At 48.6% G+C, this 25857-nt stretch carries 27 protein-coding genes, 2 pseudogenes and 1 riboswitch; of the genes and pseudogenes, 6 read left to right on the top strand and 23 right to left on the bottom strand.

Annotation, left to right across the window (positions count from 1 at the left end; all coding sequences use genetic code 11):
* Nucleotides 1-80: 80 nt before the first annotated feature.
* Together ACFO8Q_RS01715 and ACFO8Q_RS01710 are read right to left on the bottom strand one after the other, a co-directional pair.
* The gene (locus tag ACFO8Q_RS01715; protein WP_380023828.1) at nt 81-1256 is read right to left on the bottom strand and encodes an MFS transporter; all 1176 of its coding nucleotides are present in this window, start codon (nt 1254-1256) and stop codon (nt 81-83) included.
* A 39-nt stretch (nt 1257-1295) separates the two neighbouring features.
* Nucleotides 1296-2567 (bottom strand): HD domain-containing protein, encoded by a 1272-nt coding sequence (locus ACFO8Q_RS01710; protein WP_380023826.1) that lies wholly within the window; start codon nt 2565-2567, stop codon nt 1296-1298.
* Between the two features lie 147 nt (nt 2568-2714).
* On the opposite strand from ACFO8Q_RS01710, the gene ACFO8Q_RS01705 reads away from it, so the two are divergent.
* Entirely contained in the window at nt 2715-3137 is a 423-nt protein-coding gene (locus ACFO8Q_RS01705; RefSeq protein ID WP_380023825.1) for a hypothetical protein, read from the top strand.
* A gap of 52 nt (nt 3138-3189) precedes the next feature.
* Here ACFO8Q_RS01705 and erpA read toward each other — a convergent pair whose 3' ends face one another.
* The 3 genes from erpA to ACFO8Q_RS01690 all read right to left on the bottom strand — a co-directional run bounded on the left by erpA (nt 3190) and on the right by ACFO8Q_RS01690 (nt 4416).
* On the bottom strand, nt 3190-3540 hold the full coding sequence (gene erpA, locus ACFO8Q_RS01700; protein WP_380023823.1) for an iron-sulfur cluster insertion protein ErpA: 351 nt from the start codon (nt 3538-3540) through the stop codon (nt 3190-3192).
* 82 nt (nt 3541-3622) lie between these two features.
* The gene (bcp, locus tag ACFO8Q_RS01695; protein WP_380023822.1) at nt 3623-4099 is read right to left on the bottom strand and encodes a thioredoxin-dependent thiol peroxidase; all 477 of its coding nucleotides are present in this window, start codon (nt 4097-4099) and stop codon (nt 3623-3625) included.
* A 32-nt stretch (nt 4100-4131) separates the two neighbouring features.
* Nucleotides 4132-4416: a hypothetical protein gene (locus tag ACFO8Q_RS01690; protein WP_380023819.1), complete on the bottom strand. Its 285-nt coding sequence runs from the start codon at nt 4414-4416 to the stop codon at nt 4132-4134.
* 151 nt (nt 4417-4567) lie between these two features.
* On the opposite strand from ACFO8Q_RS01690, the gene ACFO8Q_RS01685 reads away from it, so the two are divergent.
* Nucleotides 4568-4759: a hypothetical protein gene (locus ACFO8Q_RS01685; protein ID WP_380023817.1), complete on the top strand. Its 192-nt coding sequence runs from the start codon at nt 4568-4570 to the stop codon at nt 4757-4759.
* A 121-nt stretch (nt 4760-4880) separates the two neighbouring features.
* Here the strand turns inward: ACFO8Q_RS01685 and ACFO8Q_RS01680 are convergent, their stop codons facing one another.
* The 15 genes from ACFO8Q_RS01680 to ACFO8Q_RS01610 all read right to left on the bottom strand — a co-directional run bounded on the left by ACFO8Q_RS01680 (nt 4881) and on the right by ACFO8Q_RS01610 (nt 21487).
* Nucleotides 4881-5021 (bottom strand): hypothetical protein, encoded by a 141-nt coding sequence (locus ACFO8Q_RS01680; RefSeq protein ID WP_380023816.1) that lies wholly within the window; start codon nt 5019-5021, stop codon nt 4881-4883.
* A 34-nt stretch (nt 5022-5055) separates the two neighbouring features.
* Nucleotides 5056-6987: a hypothetical protein gene (locus tag ACFO8Q_RS01675; protein WP_380023814.1), complete on the bottom strand. Its 1932-nt coding sequence runs from the start codon at nt 6985-6987 to the stop codon at nt 5056-5058.
* Nucleotides 6984-8129, bottom strand: a complete 1146-nt coding sequence (locus ACFO8Q_RS01670; RefSeq protein WP_380023812.1) for a glycosyltransferase — start codon at nt 8127-8129, stop codon at nt 6984-6986. Before ACFO8Q_RS01670 ends, ACFO8Q_RS01675 begins: the two co-directional genes overlap by 4 nt.
* A 130-nt stretch (nt 8130-8259) precedes the next feature.
* Nucleotides 8260-8886 carry a 3D domain-containing protein gene (locus tag ACFO8Q_RS01665; protein WP_380023876.1) on the bottom strand — a complete coding sequence of 209 codons (627 nt, stop codon included), beginning with the start codon at nt 8884-8886 and terminating at the stop codon, nt 8260-8262.
* Nucleotides 8887-8893: 7 nt separating this feature from the next.
* A riboswitch (cyclic di-AMP (ydaO/yuaA leader) is annotated at nt 8894-9063 on the bottom strand.
* A 98-nt stretch (nt 9064-9161) separates the two neighbouring features.
* On the bottom strand, nt 9162-10625 hold the full coding sequence (locus ACFO8Q_RS01660; RefSeq protein ID WP_380023810.1) for an aminotransferase class I/II-fold pyridoxal phosphate-dependent enzyme: 1464 nt from the start codon (nt 10623-10625) through the stop codon (nt 9162-9164).
* 153 nt (nt 10626-10778) lie between these two features.
* Entirely contained in the window at nt 10779-11444 is a 666-nt protein-coding gene (locus tag ACFO8Q_RS01655) for a C40 family peptidase (protein WP_380023809.1), read from the bottom strand.
* A 150-nt stretch (nt 11445-11594) separates the two neighbouring features.
* A complete protein-coding gene (locus ACFO8Q_RS01650) occupies nt 11595-14300 on the bottom strand; it encodes a WIAG-tail domain (RefSeq protein WP_380023807.1) in 2706 nt (901 codons plus the stop codon).
* Between the two features lie 228 nt (nt 14301-14528).
* Nucleotides 14529-15440, bottom strand: a complete 912-nt coding sequence (locus ACFO8Q_RS01645) for a DMT family transporter (RefSeq protein WP_380023805.1) — start codon at nt 15438-15440, stop codon at nt 14529-14531.
* Between the two features lie 3 nt (nt 15441-15443).
* Nucleotides 15444-15911 (bottom strand): YwhD family protein, encoded by a 468-nt coding sequence (locus ACFO8Q_RS01640; protein ID WP_380023803.1) that lies wholly within the window; start codon nt 15909-15911, stop codon nt 15444-15446.
* A 52-nt stretch (nt 15912-15963) separates the two neighbouring features.
* Nucleotides 15964-16995, bottom strand: coding sequence for a sporulation integral membrane protein YtvI (gene ytvI / locus ACFO8Q_RS01635; RefSeq protein ID WP_380023802.1), 1032 nt, complete (start codon nt 16993-16995; stop codon nt 15964-15966).
* A 4-nt stretch (nt 16996-16999) separates the two neighbouring features.
* Nucleotides 17000-17977: a cation diffusion facilitator family transporter gene (locus tag ACFO8Q_RS01630; RefSeq protein ID WP_380023801.1), complete on the bottom strand. Its 978-nt coding sequence runs from the start codon at nt 17975-17977 to the stop codon at nt 17000-17002.
* 43 nt (nt 17978-18020) lie between these two features.
* Nucleotides 18021-18968 carry a DMT family transporter gene (locus ACFO8Q_RS01625; protein ID WP_380023800.1) on the bottom strand — a complete coding sequence of 316 codons (948 nt, stop codon included), beginning with the start codon at nt 18966-18968 and terminating at the stop codon, nt 18021-18023.
* A 19-nt stretch (nt 18969-18987) separates the two neighbouring features.
* A complete protein-coding gene (gene dapF, locus ACFO8Q_RS01620) occupies nt 18988-19839 on the bottom strand; it encodes a diaminopimelate epimerase (RefSeq protein WP_380023799.1) in 852 nt (283 codons plus the stop codon).
* A 56-nt stretch (nt 19840-19895) separates the two neighbouring features.
* Nucleotides 19896-21128, bottom strand: a complete 1233-nt coding sequence (locus ACFO8Q_RS01615; protein WP_380023797.1) for a M16 family metallopeptidase — start codon at nt 21126-21128, stop codon at nt 19896-19898.
* Nucleotides 21125-21487 (bottom strand): arsenate reductase family protein, encoded by a 363-nt coding sequence (locus ACFO8Q_RS01610; RefSeq protein ID WP_380023796.1) that lies wholly within the window; start codon nt 21485-21487, stop codon nt 21125-21127. The genes ACFO8Q_RS01615 and ACFO8Q_RS01610 overlap by 4 nt, the downstream gene beginning before the upstream one ends.
* A gap of 57 nt (nt 21488-21544) precedes the next feature.
* On the opposite strand from ACFO8Q_RS01610, the pseudogene ACFO8Q_RS01605 reads away from it, so the two are divergent.
* Nucleotides 21545-21880, top strand: a pseudogene (locus ACFO8Q_RS01605) (Dps family protein); the annotation flags it as partial.
* A gap of 54 nt (nt 21881-21934) precedes the next feature.
* On the opposite strand, the gene ACFO8Q_RS01600 reads toward ACFO8Q_RS01605, so the two are convergent.
* The 3 genes from ACFO8Q_RS01600 to ACFO8Q_RS01590 form a co-directional block, all read right to left on the bottom strand.
* Nucleotides 21935-22672: a DUF2071 domain-containing protein gene (locus tag ACFO8Q_RS01600; RefSeq protein ID WP_380023794.1), complete on the bottom strand. Its 738-nt coding sequence runs from the start codon at nt 22670-22672 to the stop codon at nt 21935-21937.
* 102 nt (nt 22673-22774) lie between these two features.
* Nucleotides 22775-23680, bottom strand: a complete 906-nt coding sequence (locus ACFO8Q_RS01595; protein ID WP_380023792.1) for a DoxX-like family protein — start codon at nt 23678-23680, stop codon at nt 22775-22777.
* Between the two features lie 87 nt (nt 23681-23767).
* Entirely contained in the window at nt 23768-24319 is a 552-nt protein-coding gene (locus tag ACFO8Q_RS01590; RefSeq protein ID WP_380023790.1) for a DUF4166 domain-containing protein, read from the bottom strand.
* Nucleotides 24320-24561: 242 nt separating this feature from the next.
* Between ACFO8Q_RS01590 and tnpA the strand changes: the two genes are divergently transcribed.
* The 3 genes and pseudogenes from tnpA to ACFO8Q_RS01575 form a co-directional block, all read left to right on the top strand.
* Nucleotides 24562-24885, top strand: coding sequence for an IS66 family insertion sequence element accessory protein TnpA (gene tnpA / locus ACFO8Q_RS01585; RefSeq protein WP_380023788.1), 324 nt, complete (start codon nt 24562-24564; stop codon nt 24883-24885).
* A 26-nt stretch (nt 24886-24911) separates the two neighbouring features.
* The gene (gene tnpB / locus ACFO8Q_RS01580) at nt 24912-25235 is read left to right on the top strand and encodes an IS66 family insertion sequence element accessory protein TnpB (RefSeq protein WP_380023437.1); all 324 of its coding nucleotides are present in this window, start codon (nt 24912-24914) and stop codon (nt 25233-25235) included.
* Between the two features lie 81 nt (nt 25236-25316).
* Nucleotides 25317-25857: pseudogene (locus tag ACFO8Q_RS01575) on the top strand (IS66 family transposase zinc-finger binding domain-containing protein); the annotation flags it as partial.

Genomic DNA, 25857 nt, shown 5'->3' with positions numbered 1-25857 from the left:
TGGGGTCCCTCAACGTCTTACACGTCAATCTACTATATCATGTACGCAAGTAAAGGAACAAGTAGAATGAATGCCTGAATTTATTCGGAAAAAGCGTTTTTCAGCGAATACCGGCGCTCCATTCTTTGATAGGAGAAAAACATAACGATAGCGGCCAGGGATATGCCGGCACCCGCAAAATACGGGAATGTAATTCCCATTTTATACAAAAATCCGCCGACCACCGGCCCCGCAATCCGGCCCAACGAGTCCATCGAACCGATCAGCCCCATCGAACTTCCCTGTCCTGCCTCCGTCTTTCTCGAAACCAACGCCGAAACGGCCGGACGAATCATGCCGTTCCCCATTCCGAATATCGTTAAATAAATCGCTGCCGTGGCAAACGAATTTACCTGCGTAATCAACAGAAATCCAATCAAGGAGACGACCAAACCGATTTGAATCACTCTGGCTTCCCCAAACGCTTTTGTCAAACGTCCGATAAGTCCCCCTTGAACAATCGCTCCGGCAATTCCCATAATCATGAAAATCATGGCCATATCAAACTCATTTGCACCAAATACATCCAAAGCATAATAAGCAAAAGTCGCTTCCAGGCCAGCCAGGGACAGAGTGACGACAAATTGCATGATGTACAGATAGGACAGCGGCGGTTTGAAGGCGGTCCAGGCTTTTTCCTTCTTTTCCGCGTTAGCTTTGCGCTGTTCTGCCGAAACAGACTCCTTCAATATTAGAGCTGCAAAGAGAAAATTGGCCACTACCAGTCCGCCGGCGATCCAGAACGGTACCGCGCTCCCGAATTTCGAGAACGTTCCTCCAATGGCCGGACCAAAGATAAACCCAAGACCGGCAGCCGCACCCACCATGCCCATCCCCTTCGCTCGGGTTTCGGGAGTTGTGATATCAGCGACATACGCCATGACAGTCGGCAACGCTGCGGCAGATAGAGCGCCAGCGAGGATTCGGGTTGCAAACAGTTGCCAAAGCTCGTCTGCCATGGCAAACAAGAAGTAGGACACCGCAAATCCTGCCAAGCCGATCAACAGTACGGGTTTCCGGCCGATACGGTCTGACACACCGCCCCAAACAGGAGCAAACAGAAAGTTCATGACCGAATATACAGCCATCAAATACCCCAGCGTGACCGAATCAGCACCAAAACTCTTCGCGTAATAAGGCAACACCGGAATGATAATGCCAAAACCTAACATGACCATAAACATTATTGCGAATAATACAAGAAATACTCGCTTCATTTTAAAGTTGGCCTCCACTTCCTGTGACAAACTAAATGATCAATCCGTGCTGCACAAGCTTTGCAGCTTTTTTACTATCGGGGCAAATTCTCCATCCAGCGTGATCTTGTCTTTCGGATAATACAACCTGTATTTGATTTCCGGCACAAGGGAGCGGATCAAGTTGGACATTTCATGAATCTCTTGGAGCTTCCCCTGTTCATCCAGAACTCGGATTCCTTCTTTATAGAGAAAACCAGCCGTGGCGATCTCTTGATAAATCAAGTAATATTCGGGATCCAAGCCCCGCGTGGAGAACATGTCCCGTAACGTGGAAAGGGTCTCCTCAGACAGTTTATCACAAGCAATCGATGCATACAGTCTCCGATCCAAAAATCTGCTGGCAAGATCGGACAAAATCGGATCCTCCTCGTCCCTCCAACGCTGAAACGCATGAATCATTACGGGTTCATCGATCCGCAAATATTCAGCCACGAGGATGTCCGTTTCCTCTCTCGAAAAGAAAGGCAGCAGTTCAACCGGGTGAAACCGGAGGCGGTTCTCGTGAAACAGCGTTTTTGCCCGCAGCATCACGGAGCGAAGCAGAAGATCACTGCCGATCGTCTTGTGGTGAAGATATACTTGAGTATACATGAAATAACGGGCGAGGATATACTGTTCCAAAGTATGAATTCCTGAACTCTTTATTACAATATCGTTTTGGAACGGACGCATTACCCGAATTAACCGTTCCAATTCATATTGACCGTAGATCACTCCCGTGTGCAGTGCATCTCGCAGCAGATAGTCCATTCGATCCACATCCAATTGACTCGAAATAATTCGGACAACCAGCGGGAAACTGTCTTCTTTCCCGATCACTCCCGCCACATCACGGGGAAAATCGGCATCGACTGCACTCAGAATTCGGTTGATCTCTTCATCTTCCAATAAAATTCGGCGAGTCCACGTTTCATGATGGGTTTGGAAAGCCCCTTCAAACGCATGCGAGAACGGACCGTGTCCGATATCATGAAGCAAAGCGGCGCAAAGAGCCAATTTGCTTACTCGTTCTTCTTTCGGCCAATCGTGATTTCTTCGAAAATGGGACAGCAGTTTTCGCATTGTCTCATACGTGCCAAGCGAATGGGTTAAACGACTGTGTTCGGCGCCATGAAATACCAAATACGAAGTTCCTAACTGTTTAATGCGGCGCAGTCTTTGAAAAGCTTTTGTATTAATCAAATTCCAAATCATCGGATCTTGTATGTATACCCAATCATGAATCGGATCTTTCAAAACTTTTTCCTCAGGGAACCATTGAACGGACATGTACTTACCTCCTTAGCCCATCCTCAAAAGATTACCATATTTTTTTTGAAAAAGCTTATTTGGAGAGAATGGTTCTCACATTGGGACACTATGGTATAATAGTGAATGGTATCTTTTTTAACTAACGGACCCAAAGGAGTTCAGCATATGAAGGACAAACACGCACAATTTCTGTCATTGTTTGAGCGGCTTACACCGGATCAACAAGAGGATATTATACAAATCATGAAAACATGGAACGAAATGCCTTCCCTGACGAAGACAGCTCCAGCGGGAGAAAAACCGGTTACCGCCATATCCCAACATCCGGAATTGTCAAATGAATGGCGTTGTTTGAATGCGCTGAAGAAAGTTGTGGAGGAGCATTATACACCGCATGTTGAGTTGGCATACATTGCTTTTCACCCTGATTTGGACAGTGTCTCGACCGCGAAAACCCGGGACGCCGCAAAGAAAATGTATGTACTGGAAGCTTCATACGAACTGAAGTCGATTTTTGAGCAGGATCCCAACTCCGATCTGCTCGATAAAGAAATTCTACAGACTTTGCAAAAATATTTGCAACTGTAAGTTGCACGCCCGATTGAAAAAGCCTATGGATCTCTCCATAGGCTTTTTTGCATTATGAGCAGGATCCCGGTTTGCCGGCATCATTTGCAGTCCGGAAGGAGCTTCCGCAACCGCAAGACTGAGTGGCATTCGGATTGCTGATCTTAAAACCGGCTCCCATCAGGGAATCCACATAATCCACTTCGGCACCTTGCAAATACTGAGCGCTCGTTGGGTCGATCACCACTTTGATTCCATTTTCCGTAAATACGCTATCTTCGCCTTTGGCACGATCCAGTGCCATTCCATATGAGAAGCCGCTTCAGCCGCCGGATTTGACGAAAATCCGGAGAGCCATGTCTTCCCCTTTGTCAACCAGCAAAGACTTGACTTTACTTGCTGCTGTTTCAGTCAAAGTTACCACAGTTCTCTCCCCTTTCCACTGTAACTTAGAACTATTTTAACATAGTCCTGCAAATTAACATAGTCCTGACATTTTCATCATATCACTCTGCTTCCATATTTTGAACAAACTGCAGAACTTCTTCCACGTGGCCTTTTACTTTGACTTTTGGGTACACATGTCGTACAATTCCATCCTTGTCGATCACGAATGTGGTTCTTTCGATTCCCATATACTTCTTGCCGTACATGCTTTTCTCCACCCAAACCCCATACGCTTCCGCCAGGTTGTGCTCTTCATCAGACAACAGGAGAAACGGCAGTTCATATTTGGCGATAAACTTTTCATGCGATTTGATAGAATCGGGACTCGCCCCAAGAATTACTGTGTCAGCATCTTCAAAACCTTGAAGATGTGCCTTGAAATCCAAGGCTTCATTGGTTCAGCCCGGTGTAGCGTCTTTCGGGTAAAAATACAACACAATGTTCTTGCCTCTGAAATCGGAGACAGCTACTTCTTTCCCGTTTGTTGCCGGCACCGCGATGTTTGGTGCAGCTTGTCCCATTTCAATTTTCCCCATTTCCTCTCCTCCTGTCTGTTTCTTAGTATGTCCTACTCTTTAAACCGGTAATGGTTTGGATAGTCCAATGACAGAAAATACTTGGCCGCCCGGGTCCGCAATCCCTCAACTGCCGGTTCCTGTTCCACCCTGGCAAAATTGGCCTGCAGCTGTTCCTTAAGTACATGTATCGACTCGGGTAAAGCTGTGGTTGGGTTGATATTCAGCAATCTGGAAAATGCCTGTTCCCTCAATCCCCCAAAACATAAATCGCACATCACATGATGTTCTTCCACCCGTCCTTGACATTTGCAGCAAGCGGCAGCTTTCGATTCCATTGCACTCCATCCTTTCACCAACAAATTATACCAAAAATGCAGGAGAAGGAATTTCGATTTCGCGAGTCGAAATATTCAAACAAAACATTTTCTGCCGTTATAACATCACCGTCGGATATGAACACTATCTTCAAGCGGGGAGGGGTTTGGTATGAATCTGTGGTTCATGGTTTTGCTGGGCGTGCAATTGCTCCTTATTATCGGATTGTTGGCTTATTTCATCAGTACAGAATCATGGGACGAGGATATCAAACATTCGGTGCTGGAAGAAGACGAGACCGATCCGGAAGTGGTTCCGAATCCATATCGAAAGGTGTGGCAGGATTATTTATCTTCCCGATAAGTATCACCCCACAAAGTGACGTGAAGCGTTGCAGCAACACCGAGTACTTTGCGGGGACCCCGAAAATAAACATAGAATCCGAGTACCCGTAAGCCAGTCCCCGCGTATGCGGGGATTCCTTTCATTCTCCATGCGGCCCGGATTCCACCCCGAACCGTTCTTCGATAAACAGGTCGTCAAAGGGAGATTCCCCCGAAAGCTCACGAACCCATGACAAAAAGTGTTCTTCTTCCACATGGATATATTCTTCCGTCTCTCTCAAAGTGCATCCCCCTTTTCTTGAAATCGTCTACGGTTTAGGATGTTCTTTCTTTCAGCATCTCATCCTGAAGACCCGTATCTGTCACAATCCTCTCTTCCATAACCGCTTGTGTCAGAATCCCGACTGCCCCAAATACCATCAATCCGGCGGCGGCAAGCACTCCGGAATCGTTTAGCAGAAAAACGGAAGTGCCGCCTACGAGGAAGCATGGCGCAATGGAACCGGAGGTAGTACCTTCCGGCAATCCCCGAAACAGATTGGGACGAAGCAGATCCAACATCAGAAGCATCAAAACTGCCAAAAACAGCTTCCCCCACACCGACACATCCAGCAGCCACCAATTCATAGCCCATTTTCGAATCGCCATCTGTTTGAATTCGCCAAATTCCCCTCCCAAAAGCAGGGTCACGGCACGGCCAATATGGGTTTGATCAGCCGGAGATACCGCAGCATTCAGAACCGACATTCCGCCGAGTGCCAGTAAAGTTCCCCCAAACACCCACATCCATCTGTTCTTGAAAATTGGAACTCGGGCTTCCGTCACCACTACGTACAGGTAGGTAAGAGCCGCGGCCAGTGCTCCCCCCGCATTTGTGCCAAACTGGGGAGCTGCAAGAAGATACGTCATGGCGGCAAATCCTATTCCCCCGAGTATCCTTACCCGGTTCAGATGATGAGGGTACTGCTTTTGCAGCAAAAAGTATACAAGCAGGGAAGCTCCTAATCCGATACCCATATATTCATTCCCAATCCCGTAAAATCGGGCACCGCCCAACAGATCGTATCCCATTGCCGAGAACTTCATCAAACGTCCTTGCCTGAGCATGTCGAACAGGATAAGGCCAACCGCAACACTCGAAATTGCCAACAATCTCGTCCTCAGTGTCCTTAGGAAAGCAAGGCAGGTCCAAGTGAGAGCGAGCAGCAAAATCAATTTTATGACCATCTCCCTTGGCGGGGAGAATCCCAAGAGCGGGTAGACAAGATAAACAGCTGGCAGTGCTAAAAATCCGGTCAACGAATGATCCACCCATCGGGGCTTCCGGAGATTCAACAACCGGAACCCTGCCGCGGTAATGAGCAGGAAGATCATGATGCAGACATACCCTTTTACCAGGTAAGGTCTGAACTCATTCAATAAAGTGAGGTTTTGAATTTGATTCCGCAGAAAAAGTTGGGAGGGAATTTCAGATGGTATGGAACCGATTCCCTGTCCAAGCCCCCCCTTGATGTACGGCGACAGTCCGAGATGGGACAGCACAGTGGGAGCTATGTCAAAAGTCGTGACGATCCCTTCATGCCGGGTAGAATTGGAGGCGAGTAAAGAGTTTGGCTCAACCCCTCCACCATCCATCAAAACGACTCCCGCCGGTTGGTATCCAATCCCTCCCTCCGCAAACGACACAGGATTCGCAACAATCAAAAGGTGATTCCTGTCTGTCACGTTCAACAGCTTTCCAATAAAACGGTCGAGCTCCGTGAGCTCATTCATATACTCCTTTTGAAGCTGAACAGTTGACATCGCATTTCGCTTCGCCGTTAGACTCATCAGTTTTGCGGGCTCTACAATCAGGAAATTGGTGTGTTCACTGAGCGATAGGTACTCGTTGTACAACTGGTTGTAATCGGTTGTTTGGCCGATGGTCGCAACCCGTCCCCCGGATTCGGTGATTGCATCGAGCAAAGCGGACGAATCGGCAGTTCCTCTGCCGCCGGATTTTACCGCAAGGTATCCGGTTTCATCATTTCCCCGAAACGGCAGGGTCATATTGGCAGCTCCCCCCGACTGCATCATCTGAAACAAATGCGGGGTTCTATCGGGAGATATCGTTTCCCAGCTGAGACCCGGTGCGATCACTAAAATCGCCTGGTTCTCATCAAAACTCAGCGCAGACGCCGGGGCAGCCTGGAACAAACAAAAAAATGCCAGCAACGCGCTCACTGCAATTCCTACACTTCTTTTCATTCATGGAACCTCCTGACAGACAAAACCTCATTGTATACACGAATTGTGTCTTGAATCATTTGATCGATCGAAAAGTATTCCTGCACTCTTCGTTTCCCCGCATCCCCCAATGCCAACTTGCGTTCCTCATCACAAAGCAGCTCTTGTATATACTGGCAAAGCATGACAGGGCTTTGCGCAGGGATTAAAGCACCACACTCATTTATTCCTATCCTTGAGGCTCCGATCACTTCCGGCAGGCCACCGACATTCGTTGCAATTACAGCTACCCCTTCGCGCATGGCCTCTAACACCGCCAACCCGAAACCTTCCCGATGGGAACTCTGTACGTAAAGATCAAATCCCGGGATCAATTGAGAAGCTTCCTCTACAGATCCCAACCAGCGAATCCGGGCTGCAAGATCGGAACAAAGCTCCTGTAACTCCTCTTTCTGCGGGCCATCACCGATAATTACGAGATAGGCCTCGTGCCCGAGATTGGTTAGCATCCGAAAAGCAAGCAGAAGATCCGCAACCCCTTTTTCCGGGATAAGACGAGCAATCGTACCGATCACAGCGACATTCTGCGGGACTTTCATCAAGTTTCGGGCTTCCGTTCGGCTGATCCGCTGTTTTGTGGGCGCCAGACCATTGTATACGATAGAGATTTTATCCGTACGCCGAACAATCTGCTGCTGCAATTGCTCAGCCAATGCATTAGAAACAGCGATGTAACGATCTGTCTGGCTTGAGAGCTTTCTTTCGATCGTAACGAATGTCGATCGCAGAATACGATTTGCGGGTTGGATAAAATTATGCACCGTGCAGATCAGGCGAGGCTTTCGCTTTGCCAATGCGGCTGCCGTTCTCCCGATCAGGGCCGATTTTGCTCCATGCATATGAAGGATGTCAATTGGATGTCTTTCAAGCTGCTGCCGAAGAGCGATGACAGATCGCATGTCCTCCCAGGGTTTTACACCGTCTTTCACTTCCAAAGCGATCTTGTGAACCCGCGAAGGCAATTGGCAAAATAACGCAGACTCTTCGGGGCATGCTACGATCGGCTCAATCTGATCGTGCGGCATCCCCCAGATAAGTTGTTTTACATGCTCCCGCATGCCTCCATCAGCCGGTCGAACGACATGCATGACTCGGATCGGCATCTGCTAATCACCTCGGACGCACCTTTTATCCAGTTAGAATACCCTTGCCTGTGGAAAATATTTCATTCACTGCTTTTCGGAGGCAATAAAAAAAGGCCTGCATGGGCAGACCCCAATATCCGGATTCGAGTTATTTCCCGAGAATCCGCACTTGAACGTTTTGAACTCCAAAATTCTTCAGGCTTTGTGCATCTGCATTGATATAAATATCAATTCGATTTCCGCGAACCGCCCCGCCAATGTCTTCAGCGACAGCCATGAAACCATTGGCCGGAAGATTCGGATGCTGGTAGCCTGAAACCCATACTCGTGTTCCCAGTGGAATCACTTTTGGATCCACTGCGATTACTCCTTGTCTTACAGTCGTCCCCGTATAAGTCTTGCCACCATATTTCCAGTTAATGTTGGCTGGACCATAAGCGGTGGCTTTCATTGTTAAAGACCCGGATCCGGTGGAAGAGGTTTGTTTGGGTGGAACGGACGCTTTCGGTTCGGACATTCCGCTGCGGCTCGCCAGAACCGGAGCGACTTGCGTCGGCTGCTGACCCGAGTTCTCTGCAGGCTCACCATTGTCTGTTTGTTGCACCGCTTGCTGTGATTCCGTTGTTGGTTGCCGGTTGTCGGCCTCGGCTTTGGCAGCACTTGATTCAGCGGGTTGGGCTTGACTGTTCCAGGCTCCATTCACCGTGAAACCGCTCACGAGCAATGCAGATACGATAAGGGCACCCAGTGATCCCTTTTTCCAAGGAAATTTCATATTCAATTTCGACACTCCTTCCAAGCCTCCGAAGTTAGCTGACGGGTTCGGGAGAAGGTTCCCGCGCGAATCCAGGGAACTTATTCCCCGCTGATCGCGATTCACCCCATTTAACCGGTTCCTCCGTACGCATGCTTTTTTTACCAAAAACCGGATGCGATTCGGCTTGCCAAATTCCCGTCTATTCTACTAGGGTTCATGAAAAGAGTCATTAGTGGATTGTTGGAAAAAAACGTCCGGAAATTCCCTCCGGACGTTAGACGACTTGTTACACGTTATACTTTGACGACTTTCACCAACTCGATGTCGGGGTCATCCGGTCCTTGAACCGGCAGGCCCGCTTTGATGTGTTCCCGAATGTAGTCAATATTCTCTTTTGTGACGATTTCACCGGGCAAAAGAATCGGAATCCCCGGCGGGTAGACCATTACCAATTCGGCAAACGTTCTTCCGACCGCCTCATCGAATGGTACCACTTCCGTCTCGGAATAAAAAGCTTCACGCGGGGACATTGCCAGTTTCGGGATCTCCGGAAGGTGAACTTGAACAATCTGTTTGCCCGCTTGGTACACATGACGTTCCGCAATTCTGCGCAGCGCTTTTAAGAGGGCATCAACTGTTTCTTTTGTATCCCCGACCGTGACGATGCACAGGATGTTATACAGGTCGGACAGTTCCACTTCAATGTTGAATTCTTCCCGCAGCACACGTTCCACATCGTGTCCGCTGATTCCCAGGTCTTTGACTGAAATCGTCAGCTTCAGAGGATCCATATCATAAATCGAAGAATTGTGCAGGATCTCTCTCCCAAAACAATAAAGTCCTTCCATCTTGTTAATCTCATCCCTTGCATATTCAGCAAGGGAAATGGCTTCCTCCAACATTTCGTGTCCGTGAATCGCCAGGTTTTTGCGTGCCGTATCAAGCGAAGCCAACAGCAAATACGAAGTGGACGTAGTCGTCAGCATGGACAAGATCGATTGGACATGATCCGGATTGACCAGACCTTCTTTTACATTCAAAACCGAACTTTGTGTCATGGAGCCACCCAGCTTGTGAACGGAGGTTGCCGCCATGTCCGCCCCGGCCTGCATAGCGGAGAGAGGCAGTTTTTCGTGAAAATGAATATGCACTCCGTGCGCCTCGTCGACCACTACAGGCACTCCCCGATCGTGAGCCAATTCGACAATCGATTTCAAGTCGCAGGAAATGCCGAAATAAGTGGGGTTAATGAGCAATACCCCCTTTGCGTCAGGGTGTTCATCAAGAGTTCGGCGAACCGTATCATAAGAAACCCCATGCGCTATCCCGAAGTTCGGATCCAGTTCCGGATGCATGAATACCGGTTCCGCTCCGGACAGAATAATAGCAGCCGAAACTGATTTATGGACGTTGCGAGGCACAAGAATTTTGTCTCCCGGTCCGACCACGGACATAATCATCGTGATGATCGCACCGGTTGTCCCTTGCACGGTAAAAAATGTATAGTCAGCGCCAAATGCTTTTGCAGCAAGCTCCTGAGCGTCCCGAATAATTCCCTTCGGACTATGGAGATCGTCAAGCGGCGCGATATTGATCAAATCAATCGAAAGTGCGTTAGATCCGACAAAATCACGGAATTCGCTCGCCATCCCGGTGCCTTTCTTGTGACCCGGAATGTGGAATTGGATCGGATCCCTTTTTGCATGTTCCAAAAGCGCTGTGAAAAGTGGTGTACGCTCTTGTTCTTTTCTGTTCATTTCAACCTCCCAACCTTTCCTAACAAACATACAGCATGTAGTATACCAAAAGCTTGTCCACTTTGGTACACAAAACATAACTCACAAACAAAACTCCCCAACAAGAGGATGAGAAAACGCAAGCGATAGAAACCGCCTGCGTTCAAGTATTGTTCAAAAATATCTTTTGGCTCCGATATATCGATCCGTATAATAAGGATTTGACAGGTACGAAATGGTTACCCCTTTTGATGAGCTCGCGTGGATGAACTGTCCGCCTCCTATGTAAATTCCCAGATGAGAGGGACCTGGTTTGTAAGTCGTGAAGAATACAAGATCCCCGACTTCCAATTGATTTTTCCCAACCGACACGCCGGCATTATACTGATCCGCAGAGACTCGCGGGAGGGTTAAACCGTTTTGGGCGAACACGTAACTGGAGAAACCCGAACAATCAAATCCTGACGGAGAATTTCCGCCCCAGCGATAAGGAACCCCTATATACTGTTGGGCGGTCGCCACAATATCAGACTGCAGCATCCTCTTCTTGAGGACTTGGAATGTATTCCGTCCGACAATCCCGTCAGCCGATAAACCATTTACTTGCTGGAAACGAATTACAGCCTCCTTCGTGATGGGACCGAAGTAACCGGTGGCCGTCGCCGAGAAATACCCCAACTCTTTCAGTTCCAATTGCAGGATCTTCACATCTTCGCCGGACATTCCCGTCTTCAACATGGTGTCACCAAAAGCCGCGTGGGCTTGTCCGGTAAATTGAAAGGAAAAAAAGATTGCACCGGCAACTAGCATACCCTTCCAGAACTTCTTGTTTTTGTCCATCTAAGGTGTCTCCTCCCTCTGTTCCCTCTATGTGGAAACGTAACCTATTTTTATTGTAAAAGGCTGAGGATCGGAAGAATAGCTGAAAATCTTGGAAAAAACAGATGGCGGAGTGTGACTGAATCACTCCGCCGTGTAACCGGTTATTTGCTACGTGGTGAACTCTTCTTCCTCATATTCCGGATCATTGTCTTGTGACCATTCCTCATCACTCTCTTCTGAAACTTCGATCTCGTGATCTTCCGACAATTCCTCACGAGTTGGCTGTGAGTATGTTAGAGCTTCCTCCTGTGGGAAATGAGGCTCTGATATCTTTTCCCCCATGGCAATCCAGTTCACGATGCCGAATAACTCGGGGCCGACGTTTCTTCGGACAATTGTAATAGTTGCCGAATTGTGGGACTGCTCTTTCACAACAGGATAGCATTCAACGTGATTTGTCATAGCTACGATTACAAAATTCGAGTCCACGAACGGTTCTTCAAAAGGGATGACGATTTCGACCGTTTCATTCCATTCGTTAAATTGGAAGGGAGCCATCCCGAATTGGTGAAGCGTGTTCTTTTTAACAGAATGAACCGGATGGAATGTCAGTTTTTCCTCCGAAATGGAGTGGTTGACCAGATGTTCTCCGGTTACTGCTCCCAACACGATCTTTTCGCCTGTGATCGCGCCGTCCGCCAAATGCTCAGTCTGTATCGTCGAGGATTTAATCTTTAGCCCGTCGATGCAGCGGTCTGCCAATTTTTCTTCCGTAATGGCTTGATCTTCCAAGTGGGAAGTTTCAATCACGCCTCTCTGGATATGGAAGCCGTTGATCGCTTTTTGTTTGACGTGTTCACCATCAATTGCGCGCGCTGAAATCTTGTCGGACGATACAGCACCGTTGGCGAGTTTGTTGTTCGTGATCGACAGGTCCTGAATCATGTTTGTGGAAACTGCATTGGCCTGAATATGTCCGGAAGATATCGCTTCCCCACTGATGTGTTCCGGATAAATTGATTTTTCCGCAATCTTGTCTCGGGTGACAACGCCCGGTGCCAGGTGGTGGTTTTTGACTGCTTGATTGGACAGTTTCCTTGAGGTTACGGAATGATCGGCCAGTTTTGAAGTACTTACGGACAGGTCGATAATCTTGTCTGTTGAGACGGATTCGGGAGCAATTTTCGAGGTCGTGATCAGGTGATCCTCCAAATGGCTTGTCATAATGATTCCGTCTGTCAAGTGTTTTCTTTCTATCGCTTGCTCCGTTATATGAACGGAACCGACGGAGCGCTTTGCCAATTTTTCAAAGGTGACAACCCCGGACCGCAAATGCCGGGAGGTTATGGCTTCATCACTGATGTGTTCCGGTTGTATCGATTTTTCGGCAATCTTGTCTTTTGTGACAACGGACGGCGCCAAGTGATGATTGTTTACCGCTTCAGCAGACAGTTTTCTTGAGGTCACGGAATGATCGGCCAGTTTTGAAGCACTGACGGACAGGTCGATAATCTTGTCTGTTGAAACGGACTCGGGCGCAATCTTTGAAGCAGTGATGAGGTGATCCGCCAAATGACTTGTCATAATGATCCCGTCTGTCAGATGCTTTCTTTCTATGGCTTGTTCCGATATATGCACGGATCCGACCGAACGCTTTGCCAATTTTTCGGAGGTAACAGCCTCTGGGTGCAAATGCCGGGTGGTTACGGCTTCATCGTGAATATGATCACTTTTTACACCCTTCAAAGCAAGATGCTCCGAATTTACTATTCCTTCCGCCAAATGTTGCTGGTTGATAGCTTTTGGTTGAATGTGGGTGGAAGCGATGCTGTTTGCGCCAATCTTAAAGGATGTGACCGCCCCATCAGCGAGCTTTGATGTAGTGACGGCTCCGTCGGCTAGTTTTTCCGAAGTGATCGCATCTTTCTTTAAATGATCGGTATTCACCGCTTCTTCCGAAATGTGCTCTCTTGTGATGCTGTTTAAAGCAATATGTTCACTGCGGACGGCTCCTGTTGCAATGTGATGTTTGTGAATGGATTTCTGCTGAAGGTGAATGGAGGAGATGCTGTTGGCGGCAATTTTATCTTCTGTTACACTAGCTTCGCGCAGTTTGCTTGTGGTTACGGCGCCGTCTGCCAATTTCGCAGTGTTGACTGCGTTATTTGACAGGTTGTTGGTTTGAATTGCCCCTGCTCTGATTTTGTCAGACGTAATCGATTGATCTTGCAGAAGCTCAGTTGTGATCGACTGCTCATGCAGGTGTTTCGTTTGAATGGAACCTTCCGCTATTTTCATTGAGTCAATCGTCTTATCCGCAAGTTTTTCGGAAGTAATGCTGTTGTCCATCAATTTGTTTCCGGAGATGGAACGGTTGAGGATTTTCTCTCCCGTTATTGAATAGTCCACAATGTGATCTTCGGTTACTGAATTGGGGGCAAGTTTATTTGAAGTGACACTGTGGTTTGCAAGCTTTGAATTATCTACCGCATAGTCTGCCAAAGCTTTTGTCCGTACGCTTCCCGGTTTGATCTTGGACGCATCAATGGCGTTGTCGGCAATCTTTTCGGTCGTCACCGCCTGGTTCATCAGATCGCTGGTGTACACGAAAGCACCGGAATCCTCATTTCGTTCTTTTAATAATGAAATTCTGGAATTTGAAGACGGAGGTGAAGTTTTTGTTTCTTTGGGCTTTACTTCGGGTTCAGCAGCTGGAACAACGGCTTCCGGTGCGTTTGGCTTCTCTTTATGAGGTTCCGCCGGAACTTGGTCAAGCTCTTCTTCGTCGTCCTCCCACTCCCAACGATCTAAAGGGTAGGGCACAACGCGCTTATTTTGTTGACCTGACCGGCTGGCACGTTTTTTTGGTGGCATTTAGTGCTTTCCTCCTTCTGATGTGCAGAAGCACGGATTTATTCACAAAATATTCATTCGCCTAACACACTGGTACAGTTTCCGGTAAAATCGTTGAACTCAAATTTTAGAGCCAATGCTTCAAGAATATCGCCACTTCTAGTTCAATGTACAATATGAGAAAATAACCTATCCCGTTCGCCCAATTTGGAACACGGAGTGTCTACATTCAAAAAAGGATGCAACCACTTACCCGGTTACATCCTTTCTGCTGAGAACTTGATGATTGAATTTTTGAGATGCCGGCCGTTGGAGCAGAAACAGTGCAGTAAGGATCAGAGCCCCTCCTGCCATTTGCCAGACCGACATTTGTTCTTGAAAGAACAGATACGCCAACAGAACCGTAAAGACTGGCTCAAAAGTTGACAGAATCGACGCTTTCGTTGCTCCGATCAATTGAAGACTGGCATTGAATAAAGTGATGGCAGCCACGGTAGACAGCAAGGCGATAGCTGCGATATAGCCAATTGCCGGAGGCAGAGGAGTCAGACCGGCAGTTCCTTTTACCAAAGACATTGCGAACAGGGCGAAGAATGCCCCCGTTACCATATAGGCAGTCAGCGTTAGTACCGGCACCTGGCTTCCCACTTGTCTCGTGACCAGAATGAAGATCGAGTAGATCAAACCGGAGCTTGCTCCCAGCAGTATACCTTTTACGCTGAGAGTACCCGTGGATAGTCCTACCAACAGTCCAATTCCGACAGTAGAAATCAGGAGAGCGAGCCCCTTTCGCATTTCCCACTTCTCTTTTCCCAGCAAAAGCGAAAAAATGGTAACAAACAAAGGATATAAATAGAGAAGAAGCGAGGTGAGGGAAGCCGAGATATAAGTCAATGCCGAGAAATAACAATAAGACATAACCGCATAACCGGCGATCCCCAGTAAAAGCGACTTGATCACGGATTCCCAGCCGATCCAAACAGGGGCCCCGCGCCAGATCACAACTACCCAGAGGGCAATCGCCGCAATTAGAAATCTCAAGGTTAGCACTGTGTCCACAGATGCATCGGATTGATAGGCAAAATTTGCAAAAATCGGCATGCATCCAAATCCCAAAGCCGAGAATAATGCAAACCAGATCCCTTTTACATTCGATGACATGGCTTACTCTCCAAAAGCCGCTTTCACCTCAGGACGAGAGTTGTTCCAAAGCTCACCGCCGCGAAATTCTTTCAAGAAATTCGCCAGCTTTTCTCTCTCCTCAAGTTCGAGCATGTCCAGTTTGATAGAGCCTTTCATCGCATCAGTCATTTTATTCACCTGGTCAGGCAGACTTTTGTATCCCAATTTTGCCTCCGCATCAATCCGAAACGGAATGGCTGCACATATGCCGTTGTACCCCATCCCGGTATCCCCTTTTTTCAGAGTAACCCAGATGACACATACCCGGCGGCCGTTTGGAATCTGGTTCGGACTGGTTGCTCCAAACTGGATTCCCCGTTCAACCCGGCTTTTCCCATGGATCGCTCCATTGTCTACAAACACAGAATCCCCGTCAATAACAACGGCTGATAAGGACGCAAAATCATCCGGCGTATCATGTCCGCTTTTCGCAGTTAGATTTAATTCCATATGAAAAACCCCCATTACATGTTTCTTTTAATTTTCGCTTCGGGTCCCTACCCTAAAAATCAATTTTAAACTTCAGAAACCCTGCCTTGCGTAAAGCTTCAAACACGATCACAACCGCCGGCCCCAGGATAAGGCCAAAGAAACCGATCAGTTGGAATCCCAAATACATACCCACTAATGCCGCCAGTGCACTGATTCCCAAACTCGAGCCAAGAATTTTCGGTTCAATGATTCGTCTCACGACCGTAATAACCCCAAACAGAATCAACAAACCGATCCCAAGGCGGGGATTGTCGGTGAGGAAATTATAAATGGCCCACGGCACCAGAAAAGAACCGGTACCAAGAATCGGTAAGATGTCAACAAGAACGATAAGCAATGCAAGCAGGGCAGCATACTTGACATTCAAGATCAGCAGTCCAACGAAAGCAAGTATGTAAGTAATTAAACTTAAGATAAACTGTGCCCGTAAAAAACCAATTGTTGCCCGGCTCAACTGTGAAAACACAAGCTGAACCTTTTCTCGCGCGGAATTCGTAAACATCCGCATGAAGCCCGCTCGAAGCCGTGGAAGATCCAGACTGATCAGAAACAATCCGATCAGATATACGATGGAAAGCACCAGCAATTTTGGAATGGCAGCCACCGCATCTACTACCCAATTCGCAAGACTCGAAGCGGAAGCCACCGCTGAAGTCTTGAGAGCATTTACCACCTGTTTAATGGAAGTGACCGTTTCAGCCGGAAGGGAGGCATAGTACGTTTGCCACATCCAGAGGTACTTCTCCATAGCTTCAAACAAGCGGGATGAAAAAGCAGGCAATTTCTTAGCCAATTCGACACCTTGTACGACCAAGGTCGTACCGAGCCAATACCCGCCAAGCCCGAACACGGCCCCAAAAAACAGAAACGAAACCGTGACGGCTGTAATCCGATTGACCTTAACGGTACGCATTAGAAACAGGACGATCGGTTCCAGCAAGATTGCCGTTAACAAGGCCAAAATGAGCGGTACGCTATACGGAATCAGGAACAGAAGCCCTGCCCCCAGTACCCCTAGGAATATCATTCTGCGAAGTGTCATCCCACTACTCCAGTTCCTTCAGTTTTTCGGGATTCCAGTCCCGAACCCCATTGTCCTCAAGAATCCCTAACGTCACATCTGTTATATCGGGATCGGCGAGGAGCTTATCCCTCACACGAAATTTAATATCATCTGCCTCCGCCAACGAAAAACCGGCACGAAGTTCAATATAACTTTCCACATGGTAAAATCGGCCTTCCTGGAGGATCCGCATTTTGTTGATATCCGTGACATCCGGATCGGACAAGATGATCCCGGCCACCTTTTCCTCCACAACGCGTGGAGCAGCCACACCTATCAACCCTACCATGTTATCGTAACCCACTTTGAACACGACTCCCAGCATTAAGAACCCGATCAGAATCGTGACAATTCCATCCAGCAGATTGAAATCGGTAAAGTGGGAGACTGTAACCCCAATTAACGCCAACAGGGCCCCAGTGGTGGCAATGACGTCTTCATAAAATACCAATCGTGTCGGCGGTGCCGCCCGTCCCACATTCCGAAAAGCAGCCGAAACAATTCCCAGCCCTTTTGCATCCACACGGGTTTCCCGGGAAATCTCCTTCATAGCCTTGACCAAAACAAATCCGTCAACAGCAATCGCCGCAGCGAGGATCAGAGCATTAAGCCAATAACCCGAAGCCTCGACAGGGTGTTGGAGCAGATGGATCCCTTCTCGAACCGTCTCATATGCCATAATGGTAACTACGATAACCGCCACCATGCAAAAAATATTGATCACCCGTCCAAATCCGGTAGGGAAACGACGGGTAGGTCTTCGTTCCGCCAGCACACTCCCGGTAAACACAAAGCCCTGGTTCACCGCATCTGCGACTGAATGCATTGTGGATGCAAACATCGGCCCGCTTCCGCTTATAGCGGCGGCAATTCCCTTCCCAATCGCTAACGCTGTGTTCCCAAGCGCCGCCATCGCTGAAGAGGTATTCCCTTTTTTGATCAGTTCCCATGTTGATTCCATTCGATCACTCCCGTCGTTCCTCCTTCCTATTGTATCCAAAAGTTTAAGCACAACCTTTTTTGGACGGAACAGAAGGTGGAATGGAAGAGAGAATCCTTTTCTTATTCATCGTTCCAAGACAAATACCGAGGAAAACGGTAACGAATCCGATCGCATGAATCCAAGTCAGACGTTCCCCAAGTAGTAAAACGGCAAATACCAAACTGGCTGCAGGCATCCCGTTTAAGAACATCGCAGTACGTCCTGCCCCAATTTTCAGTATCCCATTGTTCCACCAAATTCCGCATAATGCGGTTGCCACCCATCCGGAGAAAAGGAGAACTGCCCAAGTAAACCAGTCGGTTGGCCACACGACCCCACCGAGGGATTCAATTTCAAAAAAGGAAGCTGCTGCGAGACACAACGTACCAACTGCGTGCATGTAAGCGGTGATGACGAGAACCGGCACAGTTTCTGCCGCTTTTTTCACAAGCAAACCGCCAAAAACGTAAGTGAGCATTGCAGCCACAACAAGCATTTCCCCTTCTCCAAACTGTAAACCATCGACTGTACCTTTCAGGATGGAATCGCCCATTACCACGGTAATTACACCACAGAACCCCATGATGACCCCAAGAATCCGGTTCCAAGTCATCGGTTCACGAAATAGAAAATACGCAAGAACGCCCGTCACTAACGGATTCAATCCGAGAATCAACGATCCCGTGGAAGCATTTGCCGTTTGCAGCCCCATCCCGAGCGTGCTCTGATGAACAAAAATACTCGACACCCCGGCCACAATAGTATACGCCCAGGATTTAACGGAGATTTTCTGAAAGCCCGCTTGCCAAGCCAAGATTCCCAACAACAGTAAAGTTGCTGCGCCAATGCGAACCGCCGCCAGTGTTGTAGGAGGAAAGTAGCCGACCAGGAATTTGATCATGACCACATTTAAGCCCCAGATGACTGCAACGGTCCAAAGCAGCGCTTTGACCGAACGCTCTTCGTTCATAAGGCACCCTCTTCTTTTTTTAACGATAGAAGACTCCATCACAGATAAACTCAGCCGGCCCCGTCATATAGACATGACCGTTCTCATTCCATTCAATCTCCAGGTCGCCGCCGAGCAAATGAACCAATACCTTGCGATCCAGCTTCTCGGTTAAGATACCGGCTACCGCAGCTGCACATGCACCCGTTCCGCAGGCTTGTGTAATTCCCGATCCGCGTTCCCAAACCCGAAAGATAATCTCTCCACGATTGACCACCTGAATAAACTCCACATTCACCCGCTCAGGAAAAACCGGATGGTGCTCAATATTCGGCCCTATCCCAGCCACATCCACCTGTTCGACATCTTCCACAAAAATCACAGCGTGCGGGTTGCCCATTGAAACCGCGGTAATCGTATAAGAGGTGCCCTGCACATCAAGAGTTTCCAAAATTGTTGTCGAATTCGGATCCCCTTCCATCGGCAAATCTTTCTTCAACAGCCGGGGGGCCCCCATATCAACCGTAACAAGCTTAACCCGCTTGTCATCTCCAAGGTGAACTTTTGCTTCCACAATCCCGCCCAATGTTTCAATGTGAAACGATTGTTTGTCGGTTAAACCCCGGTCATAAACGTACTTGGCCACACTGCGCAATCCGTTGCCGCAGTTCTTGGCTTCCGATCCGTCATTGTTGAATACCCTCATGCGAAAATCGGCCTTATCGGAAGGACCGATCAGAATCATTCCGTCAGAGCCGATCCCTGTGTTTACATTGCTCACCCGAACCGCTATTTCAGGCAACTCTTCTTCACGCAGGGTTTCTTCAAACAGATTCACATAAATGTAGTTATTGCCCAGTCCGTGCATTTTCGAGAATTTCAATCGATTCACCCCAAAATTCAGTTCGCTGCCTTACTTCTTTGCCTTACTTCTTTTTATTATACATCTTACTTTACCTCTTTGCTTCCGACCGTGACCAGTGTAGCTTTGTTAAGATCCAATACTGTTGCAGCCAGCATCGCCACATCACTCTGGGTAACACCGGCAATCGCCTGCAGATCTTCTTCTATGCTGCGGATCCTGCCAAAAATCGCTTCATCATTCAACAGACGTTCCGCCCGCCAACCAACTTGGTCGAATCCAAAAAACAAATTCGCCTTTAAAGCTGCTTTCGCCAGATCAATTTCGTCAGCTGTTACATCCTGTTGGATCCGGGTGGTTTCTCGCCGCAGCGCCTCAAGTAATTCCTGAGCGTTATCCGGATGCGTGGCGGATTGGATTCCATAAAATCCGATCCCCTTCCACCCCGAGTAAAAACCGCCCACCGAATAGGCGAGTCCCATCTCATTGCGAATCTTGCGGAATAAGCGAGACCATGAGTCTCCTCCAAGAATCGTCGTCAGCACATCGAAAGCAGGCAGCTCTGCATCCCCAAGTGCCGGTGCCTGGAATCCCAAGAACACATGCTCCTGTTCATGCTCCTCTTGAAGATGCAAACGAGGGGACTGTTTGATCGGAACGGCCGCCGGCTGCAGGGCCCTGCGTTGATCCGCACCGAACCATCGCTTGAAGATCTCGACTGCCTGTTGATGCTCGACATCTCCTACAACCGAAACGATCAAATTATCAGGAGTGCAGTAGGAATCGGCAAACGCCCGCAGACGCTCCCGGTCCATTTTGCTAATCGTGTCTTCCGTCCCCAGAATCGGATGTCCAAAATCCCCCAGGACTTGATGATAGAGACAATCTTCTCCCCAAGAAGCGGGTTCATCCCGGGTCATTCGCCATTCTTCCAAAATGATGTCCCGTTCACGATCCATCATTTGCGGTTCCAGATGAAATCCGCTCAATAATTCTCCCATAATGTTTAGAGCATCGAGAATAGAAGCTGCCGGAGCACTTACCTCATAAACGGTTGATTCAAACCCTGTCGACGCATTGGCGGTTGCCCCAAGCCGTGCCAGTTCCATCATGAAAGCGTCATGATTCTTTTGTTGTGTACCCTGAAACACCATATGTTCCAAAAAATGAGCCGTACCCCATCCATCAGCTTGTTCATATGCGGAGCCCGCACCATACCGAAAAAGCGCTACCGCCCCTTTATGATGGGGCGTGCGCTCGCTTACGATTCGCAAACCGTTTGGTAATTGTGTTCGTTGAATGAAAGAACTTACGGTCATTCGGCCAACACCTTATCAGCTTCTTCCGGTTTAAATCCGACGGTCGCTTTGTTCCCTTTTGCGATAATCGGTCGCTTGATTAACATTCCGTCGGAAGCCAGCAGATCGAGGATTTCCTCCTCACTCATCGTTTTCAGTTTGTCCTTGATGCCGAGTTCCCGGTATTTTTGTCCGCTTGTGTTGAACCACTTGCGGATTTCCAATCCACTTTTTTGAATTAAAGTTCGCAGCTCTTCTTTCGTGGGAGGGTTGTCCACAATATGCCGCTCTTCGATTGAGACGCCTTTGCTCTCCAAGTGTTTCTTCGCATTGCGGCAAGTTGAGCATTTCGGGTATTGAATGAATAATACATCAGCCATGATTGAAAAACCTCCTGTCTTACCACTATATCATTTAATGCCTTCCAAAAACTGTGTTTTCTCACCCTGCATACGAAATTCGAAGAATTCTACAATGAGGCGGCTCTCCACATAGACGAATTAGCGGAGCGGACACTCGCTCTGGGTGGTAAACCGATGGCCACGATGCAGGAATATCTGCAGACAGCCAGCGTAAAAGAAGCCTCGCGAAACGAAACCGCCGAACAGATGGTGCAAACCTTGATCAACGATTACTCTACCATTATAGCTGAATTGAAAGAAGGAATGGAACTCGCCCAGCAGGCAAATGACGAAACCACTGCCGATATGCTGCTCGCCATTCACACCCAGTTGGAAAAACACGTTTGGATGTTGACAGCTTTTTTGAAATAGTACTTTGTAAAGAGATAGTGTACAAGCATACGCTGTCTCTTTTCTATTTCGGATTTATATTGGATATTCAACGCCCCGTTCCCATCGGTAAGGAATCGAATCAACCCACACGGTAAGTTGATGGACAAGTCCCTCGGGAATGATATGATCCCAATATGTCCAAACGGCATCCTTCTGACGGATTGTCCGTTCTCTCCATTGACTTTCGTCCCTCGTTACCTTTACCACATTGACCTTCTTACGTCTCTGATCGACAAAAATTCCGTACGGTTCATAATGCAAAACGTGTAGTGCTTCCTCCACACTGGAGAATATGGAGGTCGGGGGCAGCTCGTTGACATCTTCCAGACTTAGCCGCGCTCTAGCATTTCCAAGTCCGTCGTCCGAATTCTCGATCTTGAAGTCGATTGTGCGATCTGCCTTGGCCAGTGTAATGTCCGCGAGATGAAAGCGAAAGTCAGTCAGGAGATTGCCTGCCTTTTTCATGAGCGGGTTGTTTGCCTCGCTGCGCAAGAAATACAGCCCTTGAATCGGCTCCTGTCCAGGCGGAGTATATTCTACATAGATCCGATACGCCACATGTCGGTACCCAATTCCCGTCCACTTTGGAAGCGGCCACGGACGCATATGTTTTAAGCGGGAGACGACGACCCCGATAATTGCGTTGCCCTTGTAAGTAACCAACTCCAGACACTGAGGCACCAGATGACGTACCTTATCTGCCGGGCAACAGTACATAAACAGCAGACATCCATCCAATTGTCCAAGCATTGTAAATGGATTCAGTCTCATGGCAGCACACCCTGAAAGAATTGAAAAAATAAGGCACCGTATACCCCCGAACCTCCAAACGCGACCAGAGTGAGCAGCAGCCATCTTTTCCAAGGTACAGAGTTACGAAGCATTCGCACGTCCCCTCAGTTTCAAATTACACCTTTTCGCGGAAGGGATCCATTTTTGAATCAAAAGCACGACTATTGAACAGGCGATCAGTCCGGCATTCTTGGTGATAGCGCCAAACGGGTTATACAGCAATTCGGGTTCAACCCATGGAACCACAAGCGAAAAGAAAAGAAGCAGTACAAGAGAGACTCCTGCGGTCAAACGCGGGAACACCCCTGCTATTAAAGCGAGTCCCAAGAGAATCTCCCATACGCCCAGAAACGGGATAAATGAACTCGCCTCCCACCAGGCAAGTCCGGTCCGGTTGACCATTTCGATTTCTTCGGGGGAAGGGAACAGGATCTTTGGAACAAGTCCTTCCCAGATCCAAACGAAACCGAGTGCCGTCTTACTTATGATAGAGATCATCCACAGAATAAACGACAACTCAGGCAAGATCCCTTTTTCCAGCCACAGACGAAGCCGATCGAAGCTCCAGGCAGTTGCCCATCGCATCAGCGGTCGGAACATCAATGAATCAATCACACGCCCCATAACACCGTATCGTGGATGATAATCATATACGGTTCGAAACAAGATCCCTTCCTGGTGGGGCAAATACACCCACGACCCTTCACCTTCCACAATCAGTGACTTCCAATCATCCGTTGAAAATTGGAGAGCGGAATACCGGCCCTCTTTGACTCCTTTGGAAACCCCTACGCCTTCAATCTTCAATCCGAAGCCCAAGCGAGTCACATAGGAGAAACGAACGGGATCGTCTTCATTTTCTCGTTCCTTATAGTCAATATTCGAGAAACGAAGGTCCCAACGGACATGATGAACGGGATTCTGCGTGTGTTCCCAGATGTCTTCAAGGGTCGTTTTGATGGGAAACTCTACAAAAATGGGCTTCATTTCGGCTCCCTCCTCACTCGAAAACGGCCGTGGTACCCGAAGAAGGCCCCTATCCACGGATGGCTGACACGAACATCGATCCTGATCTCAGTCACTCATCCCCGGCTCCGCCCACTCTTTGACCGTTGCTTGCGGCTGCAGCCAGTTGGGAAGCTTGACCCGCATACTTCCAATACGAATGCAGTGAGCGCCTGAACGAATCAATAAACCCGAAGCCTCTTGGTCTTGCCATGGTTCTACCAGAAGATCTACTTCCATTTCTCCCTTCCGTCCGAAATAGTCAACAATCACATTCCGGGCGGGGTCATATTTCATCACTGCGTTGAACATCCGGGTGCGTCGTGGAAAGAAGAAACTGCGCTTCCAATCCATGCGGATTGTCCCGTCTTGATCCCGATAGGCAGTATTTTCAAGCCGCAGTTCTACCATCTTGCCTGTATCCGGAAAAAGGGTGTCTCCCAGGCTAAGCAAAGCCAGCACCGGTTTGATCCATTGCGGGCGGTGCCACACTTCTTCCATGTGTCCTTCCAGCACGATCTTGTAGGCAGCATCGGCAGACAGAAAGAAATGGTTTTGAACCGGCTCCGGCAGTCCATCTGCTTGCTTCCCCAGTACTAGCTCAAATATAGACGGGTGCATTTTGACGCCCCCTACACAAGTTGGTTTGTGATATATTTCACAAATTCGACACCTGATCACAAATCCCTTTTGTCAAAAGAATATAAAGTTGCCTTTTTGTCCGGGACACAAACATACCGTACAATTAGTACAGTATTTTGAGCAGATCTTATTGAGATGTAAGCGTCAAATCCTGCACACCTATAAAGCTACTTTGCCCCATGAGATAATCTTCCTCAGAATGAAGTGAGGAGGATTTTTTTATGACACAAGCAGAGCTTAGAGAGGTATGGATCGCTCAGATCCAAGACTACCGGTCTAACGGAGAGCGTACTGCAACCTGGTGTGAACGCCACAAGGTTACGCCGCGCCAACTGTGGTATTGGATGCGAAAATTAAAAAAGGCTGATGAACAAAAACAGGAAAACAGGAAACCGCAGTGGGTTCCCCTTCATATGGACGAAATAACATCTGACGGAGCATCACCCCTGCTAGTCAAAGTCGGTTCGGCAACCATTGAGGTGAGACCCGGCTTCGAACCATCCCTGCTAGCCGATATCGTCAAGGCACTGCAAGTCTTATGCTAAGCGAAATTCAGGTGGATCGGGTGTATTTGGCTTCTGGCAGCACGGATATGCGTAAATCGATTGACAGCTTGGCCGCGCTGGTGCAGGAAGGTTTTCAACTTGATCCGTTTTCGCCCAGCTTATTTGTCTTCTGCAATCGTGGGCGCGACAAGTTGAAAATGCTCTACTGGGAGCACAATGGTTTCTGGCTGTTTTACCGTCGCCTGGAGCGGGGCACGTTTGCCTGGCCGAACGAAAATTGCTCCGCACCGATATCCATTAGCCGCAGACAATTGCGCTGGCTGCTGGACGGCCTTTCTCTGGAACAACGTCAGGCCCATCTGGAGGTGCGGGCCGAGATCGTCCTATAGGACTCCACCCGTCCTAAACGTTCACCCGATGGACACCGGCAATAGCAGGAGAATCAGGGGCGATGGCGAATTTCTTTGGTTATGGAAAACCAAGCCGATATGTCCCTACCTATAATTGAAGAATTACGGAACCAGAATGTCGAACTGGCGAAACAGAATGCGGAGCTCAAGGCCAGAGTCTCCTGGCTTGAGGAGCAGTTCCGTATCGCGCAGCATCGGCGGTTTTGTGCATCCAGTGAAAAAACCGATCCGAGTCAATTGCCGCTGGATATGTTCAACGAAGCGGAAGCCGAAGCCGATCCGTCGGTGCCGGAACCCACCGTGGAAACCATCACCTACCGCCGAAAGAAAAGGCGTGGAGCGCGGGAAACGAAGCTTGAGGGGTTGCCGGTGGAGACGATTGAATACCGGCTGACCGAGGAGGAGCAGGTCTGCCCCTGCTGCGCCGGCACGTTGCACGAAATGAGCACCGAGACGCGGCAGGAGCTCAAGATCATCCCGGCGGAAGTCAAAGTGGTTCGGCATGTGCAGTCAAAGTGGTTCGGCATGTGCGCCATGTCTATGGCTGCCGCCGGTGCGAGCAGGAGGCGATCCGCACACCGATTGTGACCGCGCCGATGCC

It is taken from the genome of Effusibacillus consociatus, assembly GCF_042652925.1.
GTDB lineage: Bacteria > Bacillota > Bacilli > Tumebacillales > Effusibacillaceae > Effusibacillus > Effusibacillus consociatus.
The sequence above is the reverse complement of the archived record's forward strand: the minus strand, read 5'-3'. Positions and strand labels throughout refer to the sequence as shown.